Raw genomic sequence first — 13,746 nt, forward strand, 5'->3', positions numbered from 1 at the left:
CGTCGGCATCGGCTGTTGGCATCCTAGAGCCGCTGCTCCAAACCGGCGTTTCAGCGGCTGGCCGCCAGCGCTGCGCAGCGCATCAATAATGACAACCGCCATCAGGGCAAGAGCCGGCCACGGCTTTGCCGGCGGTCCGACTCGCGAGGAAAGATCAAGATGAGCAAATTCGCCAAAGCCGCCTGCCTGGCGTCCGTGCTGGGCCTGTTCAGCCACATGGCGCTGGCTGACAGCGCCGCCGGCGTCTGGAAGACGATAGACGACGAAACCAAGCAGGCCAAGGCCCTGGTGCAGATCAGCGAAAACGCCAGCGGCGAGCTGAGCGGCAAGATCATCAAGCTGTTCGCCAATCCGGAAGCGGTGTGCGACAAGTGCGAGGGCGACAAGAAGGGCAAGCCGGTCAATGGCATGCAAATCCTGTGGGGCCTGAAGAAGGACGGCGCGGAATGGGGCAATGGCAAGATCCTGGATCCCAAGTCCGGCAAGATCTACACCTCCGGCGCCAAGCTGATGGAAGATGGCAAGAAGCTGCGCGTGCGCGGCTATATCGGCCCCTTCTTCCGCTCCCAGGTGTGGGAGCGCCAGTAAGCGGCGACGCGGCCGGATAGCCGATGGGCGGAAGCGATGCGCTTCCGCCTTTTTCTTTATTGGGTACAATCGCTGCTGATGAGCTCCCTAATCGATCCCGCCAATCAAGCGCCGAGCGTGGCGCCGGCTCTGGCCAAGAAGCTGGAAAAGCTGGGCATACGCCGCCGTTTCGATCTGATCCTGCATCTGCCGCTGCGCTATGAGGACGAAACCCATCTATACGCGATCGCCGACGCGCCTTACGGCCAGGCGGTGCTGGTGGAGGGCGAGGTGATCGCCCATGAGATCCAGTTCCGCCCGCGCCGCCAGCTGGTGGCGCGCATCGAGGACGCCAGCGGCAGCCTGGTGCTGCGCTTCATTCATTTCTATCCCAACCAGGTGAAGCAGTTCACCACCGGCAACCGGGTGCGCGCCTTGGGCGAGATCCGCCGCGGCTTCGCCGGCGATGAGATGGTGCACCCCAAGATCCGCGAAGTGGGCAATGGCGCGCCGCTGGCGGAAAGCCTGACTCCGGTCTATCCCACCGTCAACGGCCTGACCCAGCCGGCGCTGCGCAAGCTGATCCACGCCGAACTGGATAGCCAGCCCCTGGGCGAGACGCTGCCGGAGGAACTGGCCGCGCCGCTGCGGCTGACGCCGTTCGCCGAGGCGATCCGCCTGCTGCACCTGCCGACGCCGGACTACAGCGCCGGTCAGTTGGCCGATCCCGGCCTACCGGCCTGGCAGCGGCTCAAGTTCGACGAATTGCTGGCGCAGCAGCTATCGATGCGGCTGGCCTATCGCGCGCGCAGGCTGGGCCACGCGCCGCCCTTGCGCGGCGACGGCAAGCTGAGCCAGGCCTTGGCCGAGCGCCTGCCATTTAAGCTGACCGGCGCGCAGCAGCGTGCTTTGGCTGAAGTCCGCGCCGACCTGACTCAGCCGCACCCGATGCACCGGCTGTTGCAAGGCGACGTGGGTAGCGGCAAGACCATCGTCGCGGCCCTGGCGGCCTTGACCGCGATCGAGTCCGGCTACCAGGTGGCGCTGATGGCGCCGACCGAAATCCTGGCCGAGCAGCATTTCCTCAAGCTGTCCTCCTGGCTGGAGCCGCTGGGCATCCCGGTGCGCTGGCTGGCCGGCAGCCTGCGCAAGAAGCAGAAACAGGAGGCGATGGCGGCCATCGCCAGCGGCGACACGCGGCTGGCGGTGGGCACGCACGCGCTGTTCCAGGACGAGGTGGCTTTTGAGCGCCTGGGCCTGGTCATCGTCGACGAACAGCACCGCTTCGGCGTGGGCCAGCGGCTGGCGCTGAAAGAGAAGGGCGGCGAGCCGCATCAGCTGATGATGTCGGCGACGCCGATTCCGCGCACGTTGGCGATGAGCTTCTACGCCGACCTGGACGTGTCGGTGATAGACGAGTTGCCGCCGGGGCGCACGCCCATCGTCACCAAGCTGATCAATAGCGCGCGCCGCGAGGAGATTGTCGCCCACGTTGCCAAGACCTGCGCCGACGGGCAGCAGGCCTACTGGGTGTGCCCGTTGATCGAAGAGTCGGAAACCCTGCAATTGCAGACCGCGGTGGACACCCACCAGCAACTGACCGCGGATCTGCAGCATTTGGGCGTCGGCCTGGTGCACGGCCGGATGAAGGCGGACGAAAAGGCGGCGGTGATGGCGGCCTTTGCCCGCAACGAGCTGCAAGTGCTGGTGGCCACCACGGTGATCGAGGTGGGCGTGGACGTGCCCAATGCCAGCCTGATGGTGATAGAGCACGCCGAGCGCATGGGCCTGGCCCAGTTGCATCAGTTGCGCGGCCGAGTAGGGCGCGGCAGCGCCAAGAGCGTGTGCGTGCTGATGTTCGACAACCCCTTGTCGGACTTGGCCAAGGCACGCTTGAAAGTGATATACGAGAATGTTGATGGTTTCGAGATCGCGCGCCAGGATTTGCTGATCCGCGGGCCCGGCGAACTGCTGGGCGCGCGCCAGAGCGGCCTGCCCATGCTGCGTTTCGCCAATCTGGAAGAGGATCTGGAACTGCTGGAAGCGGCGCGCGAGCTGGCGCCCTTGCTGCTGGAACGCCACCCGCAAGCGGTGGATGCGCATCTGGATCGTTGGCTGGCCGGGCGCGAGCAGTTTCTCAAGGCTTGAGAGCGCCATGAATAGGGCAAAAAAAAGCGCCTCGGCTGGGGGGCTGAGGCGCAAAGGGATTGCTGCAAACAACAAAGGAGAAACCATGATGAAGCGAGCAAATATTAGCAATTTATAAAATATTGGCACAAGCGCTCCCGGCTTAAAGCTTGACCCAGGTCAATCGAAAACTTTCCGGGCGGAAATGCCAAAAGAAAAAGCCACCGCATGCGGTGGCTTTGCTTGTTTTTGACAGCTTTAAACAGAACTGCAAAAACGGTTAACCGATTTTATTACAGCCAGAGCGAGGCGATGTAGTACAGACCGCCCGCCAGCAGCATCGATACCGGCAGTGTGAACAGCCAGGCCAGCGCGATCGAGCGGATGGTGGACATCTGCAGGCCGGCCTTGTCCGCCACCATGGTGCCGGCCACGGCGCTGGACAGCACCTGGGTGGTGGACACCGGGAAGCCGAACTGGCTGGCGAGGCCGATGGAGATGGCGGCGGTCATCTGCGCCGACACGCCCTGAGCGTAAGTCATGTCTTTTTTGCCTATGCCTTCGCCCACGGTTTTCACCACGCGGCGCCAGCCGACCATGGTGCCGATGCCCAGCGACAGCGCCACGGCGACGATCACCCAGGTGGGCGCGTATTCGGTGGTGGTGGTCAGGTCTTTGCGCAGATTCTGCAGCATCTGCTTTTCATCGGCGGACAGTTTGGGCAGCGCGGAGGCCTTCTTGGCGGCGTCGTCCAGGCACAGCAGCTCGGTGCGCACATTCCAGCGCTGGTCCGAACTCAAGGCGTGGTAATCGCCGCCGTCGCCCATTGTGGCCAGCAGACGTTGAACGGTGGCCGGCGTTTCCAGCGGATGGCATTCATACTGGCTGCTGCCCTTGGACGGCACGATGATCTTGCTCAGTTCCACCTGATTGCGCTCGTAGAACTTCTGCAGATGCACGGCGGCGTCGCGGGTGCGGTCCAGCTGGTAAGGGGTGCTGTCCAGGTCCAGCACGAACTTGGCCGGCACGATGCCGATCAGCACCAGCATGATCAGGCCCACGCCTTTCTGGCCGTCGTTGGAGCCGTGGGCGAAGCTGACGCCCATGGACGACACGATCAGCATGAAACGGGTCCAGAACGGCGGATGCTTGCGGCCTTCCACTTGCTGGCGCTGATAGGGCGTCTTGTGCACATTGCTGTGCGGCCGGTAGCGCCGTAGCAGGATGACGATCAGCGCCGCCAGCAGCGCGCCCACCACGGGCGAGGCCAGTAAGGAGGCGCCAACGTCCACCGCCTTGCTCCAGTTCACGCCGTGGGACAGCGAGGTGCCGTGGATCAGGCTATTGGCCACGCCTACGCCCAGAATGGCGCCGATCAGGGTGTGGCTGCTGGACGCGGGCAGGCCGAAATACCAGGTGCCCAGGTTCCAGGCGATGGCGGCGGTCAACAATGCGAACACCATGGCCATGCCGCGGGTGGTGTTGACCGAGATCAGCAGGTCCACCGGCAACAGGTGCACGATGGCGTAGGCGACGGCGAGGCCACCGGTGATCACGCCGAGGAAGTTGAAAATGCCGGAATAGAACACCGCGAGACGCGGTTTCATCGATTGGGTATAGATAACGGTAGCCACCGCGTTGGCAGTGTCATGGAAGCCGTTGATGAACTCAAAGGCGAGCACGAAGCCCAGGGAAAGCACCAGGGTGATGGCGACGTGGGTCTCAAGCCCGGAAAACAGGTCCAACATGGTGAAATGTGCACACAGTATCGTAAAGGCGCGATTGTTGTGTCCAGGGCCAATGCCGTCAAGTACTTATAAAAAAAAAATAAATGGTGTCGTATTTGTCGGAAAAGCATGCGGAATCGCCTTGACAGACCGGGCCGCGAGAACGGCTGATTTAGACGATTTTTTGCGGCTGTCATGCTGATTTGCCATGTGTTGAACGCCAAAAGCCGCCATGCCGGAAACGGTCATGACGGCGGTCTGGCAACTGGGCGGGAATCAGCCGAACTTGCCGGTGATGTAGTCTTCGGTGGCCTTCTTCTGCGGGGTGGTGAAGATGGAATCGGTGTCGCCGAATTCGATCAACTCGCCCAGATACATATAGGCGGTGTAGTCCGACACCCGCGCCGCCTGCTGCATATTGTGGGTGACGATGGCGATGGTGTAGTCCTCTTTGAGCTCATGGATCAGCTCTTCGATGTGGGCGGTGGAAATCGGGTCCAGCGCCGAGGTCGGTTCGTCCAGCAGCAGCACTTCCGGCTTGGACGCCACCGCGCGAGCGATGCACAGCCGCTGCTGCTGGCCGCCGGACAGCGAATTGCCGGACTGCTTGAGTTTGTCCTTGACCTCGTCCCACAGCGCGGCCTTGCGCAACGCCCATTCGACGCGGTCTTCCATTTCGCCCTTGGACAGTTTTTCGTAGAGCTTCACGCCGAAGGTGATGTTGTCGTAAATCGACATCGGGAACGGGGTGGGCTTCTGGAACACCATGCCCACCTTGGCGCGCAGCAGGTTGACGTCCACGTCGCGGCCCAGGATGTTGTGGCCGTCCAGCAGGATGTCGCCCTCGGCGCGCAGGCCGGGGTAGAGCTCGTACATGCGGTTGAAGGTGCGCAGCAGCGTGGACTTGCCGCAGCCGGACGGGCCGATGAAGGCGGTGACCTTGCGCGAGGCGATTTCCAGCTGGATGTTCTTCAGCGCGTGGAAATTGCCGTAAAAGAAGTTCAGATTCTTGACCTGAAGCTTGGTGTGAATTTCAGCCATGGTCTGCAAGCCTTAATGCGATTGATTTTTCTGGCTGCCCATCCAGCGGGCAACGATGTTCAGCGTCAGCACGCTGAAGGTGATCAACAGGGAACCGGCCCAGGCCAGCTTGTGCCAGTCCTCGTACGGACTCATCGCGAACTGGAAGATCACGATGGGCAGGTTGGCCATCGGCTGGTTCATATTGCTATTGAAGAACTGGTTGTTCAGCGCGGTGAACAGCAGCGGCGCGGTTTCGCCGGAAATGCGCGCCACCGCCAGCAGGATACCGGTCAGCACGCCGGCCTTGGCCGAACGCAGGGTGACGTGCAAGGTCACCTTCCACTGCGGCGCGCCCAGCGCCGACGCGGCTTCGCGCAGGCTGCCCGGTACCAGGCGCAGCATGTTCTCGGTGGTGCGCACCACCACCGGAATCACCAGGATGGCCAGCGCGAAGGAGCCGGCCCAGCCGGAAAAGTGTCCGACCGACACCACGTAGACTTCGTAGATGAACAGGCCGATGACGATGGACGGCGCCGACAGCAGGATGTCGTTGATGAAACGGGTGGCCGGAGCCAGCCAGCCGCGCTGGCCGAACTCGGCCAGGTAGATGCCGGCCAGGATGCCGATCGGCGTGCCGAACAAGGTGCCGAAGGCGGTCATCATCAGGCTGCCGTAAATGGCGTTGGCTAGGCCGCCGGTACTGCCCGGCGGCGGCGTGCTGGCGGTGAACACCTCCCAGTTGAGCCCGGTCAAGCCGTGCTGCAACAAGGTGCTCAGAATCCAGAACAGCCAAAACAGGCCGAAGGCCATGGTGAACATCGACGCGCCCATATTGATGCGGTTCACCAGCCGGCGGCGGCGGTAAACGCTGCTGTCGGCCTTGGAGGAAATGGCGGATTGGGGCGGGCGCAGGGCGGAATTCATAACGGTTTGGCTCATGCGGTTAGCGTCTCTCGTGTTCAGGACGGGCGACCTTCCTGTTTCTTCAGGCGCAGCAGCAGCAATTTGGAGCACGCCAGCACCACGAAGGTGATGAAGAACAGGATCAGGCCCAGTTGAATCAGGGAGGAGAGATAAAGCTCGCCATTGGCTTCGGCGAATTCATTGGCCAGCGAGGAGGCGATGGAATTGCCCGGCTCGAACAGGCCGGCGGCGAAGCGGGTGGAGTTGCCGATGACGAAGGTCACCGCCATGGTCTCGCCCAGCGCGCGGCCCAGGCCGAGCATGATGCCGCCGACCACGCCGGTCTTGGTATAGGGCAGCACCACATAGCGCACCACTTCCCAGGTGGTGGAACCCAGGCCGTAGGCGGACTCCTTCAGCATCACCGGCACCACTTCGAACACGTCGCGCATCACCGAGGCGATGAAGGGGATGATCATGATGGCCAGGATCAGGCCGGCGGTGAAAATGCCTATGCCCATCGGCGCGCCCTGGAACAAAACGCCCAGCAGCGGGATATTGCCCAGGGTGTCGGTCAGCAGCGGCTGCACGTGGTCGGCGAAAATGGGCGCGAACACGAACAGGCCCCACATGCCGTAAATGATGGACGGAATGCCGGCCAGCAGTTCCACCGCGATGCCCAGTGGCCGCTTCAGCCAGGTGGGGCACAGCTCGGTCAGGAACAGGGCGATGCCGAAGCTGACCGGCACGCCGATCAACAGGGCGATGAAAGAGGTGGCCAGGGTGCCGAAGATGGGCACCAACGCGCCGAACTGCTCATTAACCGGGTCCCAGTCGCTGGTGACCAGAAACTTGAAGCCGAAGGCGTGGATGCTGGGCAGCGCGCCTATCAGCAGCGAAATCAGGATGCCCACCAGCAAGGCCAACACCAGGAAGGCGAAGAAGCGGGTGACCCAGCGGAACAGATTGTCCAGCAATAACTGGGTTTTGATTTGCGGCGAGTGACTCAACTTTTGCATATGCATGCTCATTTATCAGACAAAAAGCCGGGGAAGCCTTCCCCGGCCTGCGTGCGTGCATTGTATGCGGCTTAGTTCCACACCGGCTTGCCGCCGTTGTCGGCAATTTGCTTCCAGCTGGCGCGGATCACGCCCTTGATCGCGTCCGGCATCGGGATGTAGTCCAGATCCAGCGCGGTCTTGTCGCCGTTCTTGTAAGCCCAGTCGAAGAATTTCAGCACTTCGCCGCCCTGGGCCGGCTTGTCCTGCTTCTTGTGCATCAGGATGAAGGTGGCGCCGGCGATCGGCCAGCTGTCCTTGCCCGGCTGGTTGGTCAGCAGCAGGTAGAAGCCCGGCGCTTTCTTCCAGTCGGCGTTGGCGGCGGCGGCCTTGAAGCTGGATTCGTCCGGCTTGACGAAGCTGCCGGCCTGGTTCTGCATCAGGCCGAAGGCCAGTTTGTTCTGCTTGGCGTAGGCGTATTCGACATAGCCGATCGCGCCCTTGATGCGGGTCACGTAGTTGGCCACGCCCTCATTGCCCTTGCCGCCCACCGGATTGCCTTTCCAGCTGACCGCGGTGTTGGAGCCCACTTCCTTGGCCCAGTCCGAGGACACCTTGGACAGGTAGTTGGTGAAGATGAAGGTGGTGCCGGAGCCGTCGGAGCGACGCACCACGGAGATGCGCAGGTCCGGCAGCTTGACGCCGGGGTTGAGCTTGGCGATGGCCGGGTCGTTCCACTTGGCCACCTTGCCCAGGTAGATGTCGGCCAGCAGCGGGCCGGTGAACTTCACTTGTCCCGGGGCGATGCCGGGCACGTTCAATACCGGCACCACGCCGCCGATGACGGTGGGGAATTGGGTCAGACCGGATTTTTCCAGCTCTTCCGGCTTCAGCGGCATGTCGGAGGCGCCGAAGTCCACGGTCTTGGACTGGATCTGCTTGATGCCGCCGCCGGAACCGATGGATTGGTAGTTCAGATTGTTATTGGTGCCGGCCTTGTAAGCGGCGGCCCATTTGGCGTACAGCGGATACGGGAAGGTGGCGCCCGCGCCGGTGATGTCGGCGGCCACGGCCGCGCCGGACAGGCAGACGGAGCCCAGTACAAACGATGCGGCCAGACGAACAGACTGTTTCATGCCTACTCCTGAGAATGGATGAGGTGCGTGGTGATGGGCGCATGCTAAGGCTGAAATTTTTCAGGAATATTACAAGTCGTGGAATGGCATTCGATTGCGGACAATCAATGTTGCGTGGCGGGCGGTTTGAGCGGGAAAGAGCGCGGCAGTATAATCGGCGGATATTTCAAGACCATGAGGAGTCGGGGATGTCCGGCAAGCTGGTGATTGGCAACTGGAAGATGAATACTCGCGCCGACAGCGCGCAGGCGTTGTTGGCGGCTTTGCTGGCCGATGAGGCGAGCAACCGCGACTGGGTCGGCGTGGCCGCCCCGGCGGTTTACCTGGCCGGCTTGGGCGAGCGGCTGCGCGGCCAGGCCTTGCGCCTGTGCGCGCAGGATGTCAGCGCCTTCGACCAGGACGGCGCCTTCACCGGCGAGACCAGCGCCGCGATGCTGGCCGATATCGGCTGCGCTTATACCCTGGTGGGCCACTCGGAGCGCCGCCAGTACTTCGGCGAGAGCAATGCCGTCCTGCTGAAGAAAATGCGCGCCGCGATCGCCGCCGGCCTGGCGCCGGTGTTGTGCGTCGGCGAAACGCTGGAGGAGCGCGAGGCCGGCCGTCAGCTGGAAGTGATTCGCGATCAGCTTGCGCTTCTGGCCGAGATAGACCATGGTGAATACGTTGTGGCTTATGAACCGGTCTGGGCCATTGGCACCGGCAAGGTGGCGACGCTGGCGCAAATCGCCGAAATCCATGGCGCGATCAAAAATTGGTGCTTGCAAAACGCCAAGGCCTCCGATAATATTCGCGTCCTCTACGGCGGCAGTGTCAAGGCAGAGAATGCCGAAGCGATTCTGGCGACTGAAAATGTCGACGGAGCCCTTGTTGGAGGGGCATCTCTGGACGCCGGTTCATTCAGGGCAATTTGCCAAGCCGCAGGAAAATTGATATAGTATGGAACTTCTTAAGACGCTTATCTGGATTGTAAATATCCTGTCCGCAGGCACTATTATCGTGCTAGTTTTGATGCAGCACGGCAAGGGTGCGGACATGGGTGCGGCTTTCGGTAGCGGCGCTTCCGGTAGCTTGTTCGGCGCGTCTGGTTCTGCGAATTTCTTGAGTAGAACAACCGCTATTGCAGCGGCCGTGTTCTTCTCGACTTCCCTTGCTCTGGTTTTTCTGTCTGGGGGCGGAAAAAGTGATCTGGGCGTGATGGGGGCCAAGGTTGAACAGGTTGCACCGCAAATCCCGGCCGGTGTGCCTAGCGATAAAGCTTCGGGTACGACATCGAAAATACCGGAGTAACAATTAAAGCTTGCTGTGCCGACATGGTGAAATTGGTAGACACGCTATCTTGAGGGGGTAGTGGCGAAAGCTGTGTGAGTTCGAGTCTCACTGTCGGCACCACCATTCAAAAACAGGCCACCGGGACTCCGGTGGCCTGTTTTATTTGGAGCCAAGGGGGGTGACCCCCTTTCTTTCGTGGGGGTGTACGGGAAATGCTGCAAAATTACTTTCCCATTCTGCTGTTTGTCTTGGTCGGACTGTTGGTCGGCGTAGGCCCTATTTTATTGGGCAAGCTGCTGGCTCCCAACCGTCCCGATCCAGAGAAACTGTCTCCGTATGAGTGCGGCTTCGAGGCTTTCGAAGACGCTCGCATGAAATTTGACGTCCGCTATTATCTGATAGCCATCCTCTTCATCCTGTTCGATCTGGAAGTGGCCTTCCTGCTTCCGTGGGCGGTGGTGTTGAAGGAGCTGGGTACGTACGGCCTCGGCGTCATGGTGGAGTTCCTGGGCGTATTGACCCTGGGCTTCGTCTACATGTGGAAAAAAGGAGCTCTGGAATGGGAGTAGAAGGTATTCTGGAGAAGGGGTTTGTCACCACGACGGCTGACAAGCTCATCAATTACACCCGAACCGGTTCGCTGTGGCCGATGACCTTTGGTCTGGCCTGTTGCGCGGTGGAAATGATGCACGCTGGCGCGGCGCGTTATGACCTGGACCGTTTCGGCATCGTGTTCCGCCCCAGCCCGCGCCAGTCCGATCTGATGATCGTGGCCGGCACGCTGTGCAACAAGATGGCCCCGGCCCTGCGCAAGGTTTACGACCAGATGGCCGAGCCGCGCTGGGTGATCTCGATGGGTTCCTGTGCCAACGGCGGCGGCTATTACCATTATTCCTATTCAGTCGTGCGCGGCTGCGATCGCATCGTGCCGGTCGACGTCTACGTGCCCGGCTGTCCGCCAACTGCAGAGGCCTTGCTGTACGGCATCATCCAGCTGCAGAACAAGATCAAACGCACCAACACCATCGCCCGCTAAGGTAGAAACTTATGGCCTCCAAGAAAATGGAAGCGTTAGGGTCGGTAGTGCAGCAGGCGCTGGGCGACAAGCTCGTGCAAAGCACGCTGGCTCTGGAAGAGCTGACCATTGTATGCAAGGCGGCGGACCTGATCGCCGTGGCGACCACGCTGCGCGATCACGCCGACCTGTCTTTTGAGCAATGCATCGATTTGTGCGGCGTGGACTACAGCGCATACCGCGATGAGGTATGGGACGGTCCGCGCTTCGCCGTTGTCTACCATCTGTTGTCGGTCAAGCACAATCAGCGCATCCGCCTGCGCGTGTTCGCCGAGGACGACGGCTTCCCCGTGGTCGCGTCGGTCGTCGGCGTCTGGAGCGGCGCCAACTGGTTCGAACGCGAGGCGTTCGACCTGTTCGGCATCGTCTTCGACGGCCACCCCGACCTGCGTCGCATCCTGACCGATTATGGCTTCGTCGGCCATCCGTTCCGTAAGGACTTCCCGCTGTCCGGTCACGTGGAAATGCGTTATGACCCGACCCAACAGCGCGTGATCTATCAGCCGGTGACCATCGAGCCGCGCGAGATCACCCCGCGCATCATCCGCGAGGAGAACTACGGTGGCTGAAATCCGTAACTACACCCTCAACTTCGGCCCGCAGCACCCGGCCGCACACGGCGTGCTGCGCCTGGTGCTGGAACTGGACGGCGAAGTCGTCCAGCGCGCCGACCCGCACATCGGCCTGCTGCACCGCGGCACCGAGAAGCTGGCCGAGAGCAAGACCTTCATCCAGTCGCTGCCCTATATGGACCGTCTCGACTACGTGTCCATGATGTGCAACGAGCATGCTTACTGCCTGTCCATCGAGAAGCTGCTGGGCATCGAAGTGCCGGAACGCGCGCAATACATCCGCGTGATGTTCGCCGAGATCACCCGCCTGCTGAACCACTTGCTGTGGATAGGCGCGCACGGCCTCGACATCGGCGCGATGACCGTGTTCCTGTACGCCTTCCGCGAGCGCGAAGACCTGATGGACTGCTATGAAGCGGTGTCCGGCGCGCGTCTGCACGCGGCTTACTTCCGTCCCGGCGGCGTGTATCGCGATCTGCCGGACAGCATGCCGCAGTACACCGTCTCCAAGATCAAGAACGCCCGCGAACTGGCGCGCCGCAATGAAGGCCGCCAGGGTTCGCTGCTGGACTTCATCGACGAGTTCACCCAGCGCTTCCCCGGCTATGTGGACGAGTACGAGACCCTGCTGACCGACAACCGCATCTGGAAACAGCGCACCGTCGGCATCGGCGTGGTGACGCCCGAGCGCGCGCTGAACCTGGGCCTGACCGGCCCGATGCTGCGCGGCTCCGGCATCGCCTGGGACTTGCGCAAGAAGCAGCCCTACGATGTGTACTCCAAGCTGGACTTCGACATCCCGGTGGGCGTCAACGGCGATTGCTACGACCGCTACCTCGTGCGCGTCGAGGAAATGCGCCAGTCCAACCGCATCATCCGCCAGTGCGTGGAATGGCTGCGCAAGAACCCGGGCCCGGTGATCACCGACAACCATAAAGTGGCGCCGCCTTCGCGCGAAGGCATGAAGGCCAATATGGAAGACTTGATCCACCACTTCAAACTGTTTACCGAAGGCATGCACGTGCCGGAGGGCGAGGCCTATGTGGGCACCGAGCACCCGAAAGGCGAGTTCGGCGTCTACCTGGTGTCCGACGGCGCCAACAAGCCGTACCGCCTGAAGATCCGCGCGCCCGGCTATGCCCACCTGGCGGCGCTGGACGAGATGGCCAAGGGTCATATGATCGCCGACGTGGTGGCCATCATCGGTACTCAGGATATCGTGTTTGGGGAGATTGACCGCTGATGCTGTCCGCTGAATCGCTAGCCAAAATCGATCGCGAAGTCGCCAAATATCCCGCCGACCAGAAACGGTCCGCGGTGATGGGCGCCTTGCGCATCGCGCTGACTGAACGTCGCGAAGCGGGCTCCGCTCCGGAAGAGCGTTGCCTGAATACCGAGGTGATCGAGTTCGTCGCCAACTACCTGCAGATCCCGCCGGTAGCCGCTTACGAAGTCGCCACTTTCTACAATATGTACGACATGAAGCCGGTTGGGCAGTACAAGATCACTGTCTGCACCAACCTGCCCTGTGCCTTGTCCGGCGGCGTCAACGCCGCCGAGTACATCTCCCAAAAGCTGGGCATCGCCATTGGCGAGACCAGCGCCGACGGCAAGTACACCTTGCTGGAAGGGGAGTGCATGGGTGCCTGCGGCGACGCGCCGGTCTTGCTGGTCAACAACCACAAGATGTGCAGCTTCATGACGCCCGAAGCAATCGATAAGAAACTGGCGGAGCTGAAATAATGGCAATCTTCGTCAATGGCGTGATTTTCGATGGCGTCGACACTTCCGATCCCAATTGCTGGCAACTGAGCGCCTATGAGGCGCGCGGCGGCTACCAGGCGCTGCGTCGCATTCTGGACAGCAAGATGGCCCAGGAAGACGTGATCGCCGAAGTGAAGAACTCCGGCCTGCGCGGCCGCGGCGGCGCGGGTTTCCCCACCGGCCTGAAGTGGAGCTTCATGCCACGTTCCTTCCCGGGCGACAAATACGTGGTGTGCAACACCGACGAGGGCGAGCCGGGCACTTTCAAGGACCGCGACATCCTGCGCTTCAATCCGCATTCGCTGATCGAAGGCATGATCATCGCCGGTTACGCGATGGGCACCAAGGCCGGCTACAACTACATCCACGGTGAAATCTTCGCCGAGTACGAACGCTTCGAAGAAGCGTTGGATGAAGCGCGCAAGGCGGGTCTGCTGGGTCAGAACATCCTGGGCTCCGGCTTCAACTTCGACCTGTTCGCCCATCATGGCTACGGCGCCTACATCTGCGGCGAGGAAACCGCGCTGCTGGAATCGCTGGAAGGCAAGAAGGGCCAACCGCGCTTCAAGCCGCCGTTCCCGGCCA

General features: G+C 61.7%; 14 protein-coding genes, 1 tRNA gene and 1 pseudogene. 11 read left to right on the forward strand and 5 right to left on the reverse strand.

Annotation, left to right across the window (positions count from 1 at the left end; genetic code table 11):
* Positions 1 to 159 precede the first annotated feature (159 nt).
* Both ACE3QM_RS03665 and recG read left to right on the forward strand, forming a co-directional pair.
* Positions 160 to 588, forward strand: coding sequence for a DUF2147 domain-containing protein (locus tag ACE3QM_RS03665; protein ID WP_048408818.1), 429 nt, complete (start codon positions 160 to 162; stop codon positions 586 to 588).
* 78 nt (positions 589 to 666) lie between these two features.
* Positions 667 to 2,715 (forward strand): ATP-dependent DNA helicase RecG, encoded by a 2,049-nt coding sequence (gene recG, locus ACE3QM_RS03670; protein ID WP_374420320.1) that lies wholly within the window; start codon positions 667 to 669, stop codon positions 2,713 to 2,715.
* Positions 2,716 to 2,987: 272 nt separating this feature from the next.
* Here recG and ACE3QM_RS03675 read toward each other — a convergent pair whose 3' ends face one another.
* From ACE3QM_RS03675 to pstS, 5 genes are all read right to left on the reverse strand, one after another.
* A complete protein-coding gene (locus ACE3QM_RS03675; protein WP_048408817.1) occupies positions 2,988 to 4,442 on the reverse strand; it encodes an inorganic phosphate transporter in 1,455 nt (484 codons plus the stop codon).
* Positions 4,443 to 4,697: 255 nt separating this feature from the next.
* A complete protein-coding gene (pstB, locus tag ACE3QM_RS03680; RefSeq protein ID WP_374420323.1) occupies positions 4,698 to 5,462 on the reverse strand; it encodes a phosphate ABC transporter ATP-binding protein PstB in 765 nt (254 codons plus the stop codon).
* Between the two features lie 12 nt (positions 5,463 to 5,474).
* Positions 5,475 to 6,368, reverse strand: a complete 894-nt coding sequence (pstA, locus tag ACE3QM_RS03685; protein ID WP_231461873.1) for a phosphate ABC transporter permease PstA — start codon at positions 6,366 to 6,368, stop codon at positions 5,475 to 5,477.
* 35 nt (positions 6,369 to 6,403) lie between these two features.
* Positions 6,404 to 7,366: a phosphate ABC transporter permease subunit PstC gene (pstC, locus tag ACE3QM_RS03690; protein WP_048408815.1), complete on the reverse strand. Its 963-nt coding sequence runs from the start codon at positions 7,364 to 7,366 to the stop codon at positions 6,404 to 6,406.
* A 71-nt stretch (positions 7,367 to 7,437) separates the two neighbouring features.
* Positions 7,438 to 8,481 carry a phosphate ABC transporter substrate-binding protein PstS gene (gene pstS / locus ACE3QM_RS03695; protein WP_048408814.1) on the reverse strand — a complete coding sequence of 348 codons (1,044 nt, stop codon included), beginning with the start codon at positions 8,479 to 8,481 and terminating at the stop codon, positions 7,438 to 7,440.
* Positions 8,482 to 8,669: 188 nt separating this feature from the next.
* On the opposite strand from pstS, the gene tpiA reads away from it, so the two are divergent.
* The 9 genes and pseudogenes from tpiA to ACE3QM_RS03740 all read left to right on the forward strand — a co-directional run.
* Entirely contained in the window at positions 8,670 to 9,416 is a 747-nt protein-coding gene (tpiA, locus tag ACE3QM_RS03700) for a triose-phosphate isomerase (protein WP_374420332.1), read from the forward strand.
* A gap of 1 nt (position 9,417) precedes the next feature.
* A complete protein-coding gene (gene secG, locus ACE3QM_RS03705; RefSeq protein WP_374420326.1) occupies positions 9,418 to 9,768 on the forward strand; it encodes a preprotein translocase subunit SecG in 351 nt (116 codons plus the stop codon).
* Positions 9,769 to 9,785: 17 nt separating this feature from the next.
* Positions 9,786 to 9,870, forward strand: a tRNA-Leu gene (locus ACE3QM_RS03710).
* Positions 9,871 to 9,962: 92 nt separating this feature from the next.
* On the forward strand, positions 9,963 to 10,319 hold the full coding sequence (gene ndhC / locus ACE3QM_RS03715; RefSeq protein ID WP_048408812.1) for an NADH-quinone oxidoreductase subunit A: 357 nt from the start codon (positions 9,963 to 9,965) through the stop codon (positions 10,317 to 10,319).
* A complete protein-coding gene (locus ACE3QM_RS03720; protein WP_019103471.1) occupies positions 10,310 to 10,786 on the forward strand; it encodes an NADH-quinone oxidoreductase subunit B family protein in 477 nt (158 codons plus the stop codon). The genes ndhC and ACE3QM_RS03720 overlap by 10 nt, the downstream gene beginning before the upstream one ends.
* Before the next feature lie 11 nt (positions 10,787 to 10,797).
* Positions 10,798 to 11,394, forward strand: a complete 597-nt coding sequence (locus ACE3QM_RS03725) for an NADH-quinone oxidoreductase subunit C (RefSeq protein WP_231461776.1) — start codon at positions 10,798 to 10,800, stop codon at positions 11,392 to 11,394.
* Positions 11,387 to 12,640 carry an NADH-quinone oxidoreductase subunit D gene (locus tag ACE3QM_RS03730; RefSeq protein ID WP_107800403.1) on the forward strand — a complete coding sequence of 418 codons (1,254 nt, stop codon included), beginning with the start codon at positions 11,387 to 11,389 and terminating at the stop codon, positions 12,638 to 12,640. Before ACE3QM_RS03725 ends, ACE3QM_RS03730 begins: the two co-directional genes overlap by 8 nt.
* Positions 12,640 to 13,140, forward strand: a complete 501-nt coding sequence (nuoE, locus tag ACE3QM_RS03735) for an NADH-quinone oxidoreductase subunit NuoE (protein ID WP_048408809.1) — start codon at positions 12,640 to 12,642, stop codon at positions 13,138 to 13,140. Before ACE3QM_RS03730 ends, nuoE begins: the two co-directional genes overlap by 1 nt.
* Positions 13,140 to 13,746, forward strand: a pseudogene (locus tag ACE3QM_RS03740) (NADH-quinone oxidoreductase subunit F); the annotation flags it as partial. The gene nuoE and the pseudogene ACE3QM_RS03740, both read left to right, overlap by 1 nt.

This window comes from Chromobacterium sp. (assembly GCF_041912965.1).
GTDB classification, from domain to species: domain Bacteria; phylum Pseudomonadota; class Gammaproteobacteria; order Burkholderiales; family Chromobacteriaceae; genus Chromobacterium; species Chromobacterium aquaticum.

Bases quoted from the DNA above. Each gene is read 5' to 3' on its own strand.
- ACE3QM_RS03725 (WP_231461776.1), top strand. From the start codon at position 10,798: ATGGCCTCCAAGAAAATGGAAGCGTTAGGGTCGGTAGTGCAGCAGGCG.
- ndhC (WP_048408812.1), top strand. From the start codon at position 9,963: ATGCTGCAAAATTACTTTCCCATTCTGCTGTTTGTCTTGGTCGGACTG.
- ACE3QM_RS03720 (WP_019103471.1), top strand. From the start codon at position 10,310: ATGGGAGTAGAAGGTATTCTGGAGAAGGGGTTTGTCACCACGACGGCT.
- pstS (WP_048408814.1), bottom strand. From the start codon at position 8,481: ATGAAACAGTCTGTTCGTCTGGCCGCATCGTTTGTACTGGGCTCCGTC.
- ACE3QM_RS03665 (WP_048408818.1), top strand. From the start codon at position 160: ATGAGCAAATTCGCCAAAGCCGCCTGCCTGGCGTCCGTGCTGGGCCTG.
- secG (WP_374420326.1), top strand. From the start codon at position 9,418: ATGGAACTTCTTAAGACGCTTATCTGGATTGTAAATATCCTGTCCGCA.
- tpiA (WP_374420332.1), top strand. From the start codon at position 8,670: ATGTCCGGCAAGCTGGTGATTGGCAACTGGAAGATGAATACTCGCGCC.
- pstC (WP_048408815.1), bottom strand. From the start codon at position 7,366: ATGCAAAAGTTGAGTCACTCGCCGCAAATCAAAACCCAGTTATTGCTG.
- pstB (WP_374420323.1), bottom strand. From the start codon at position 5,462: ATGGCTGAAATTCACACCAAGCTTCAGGTCAAGAATCTGAACTTCTTT.
- ACE3QM_RS03675 (WP_048408817.1), bottom strand. From the start codon at position 4,442: ATGTTGGACCTGTTTTCCGGGCTTGAGACCCACGTCGCCATCACCCTG.
- recG (WP_374420320.1), top strand. From the start codon at position 667: ATGAGCTCCCTAATCGATCCCGCCAATCAAGCGCCGAGCGTGGCGCCG.
- nuoE (WP_048408809.1), top strand. From the start codon at position 12,640: ATGCTGTCCGCTGAATCGCTAGCCAAAATCGATCGCGAAGTCGCCAAA.
- pstA (WP_231461873.1), bottom strand. From the start codon at position 6,368: ATGAATTCCGCCCTGCGCCCGCCCCAATCCGCCATTTCCTCCAAGGCC.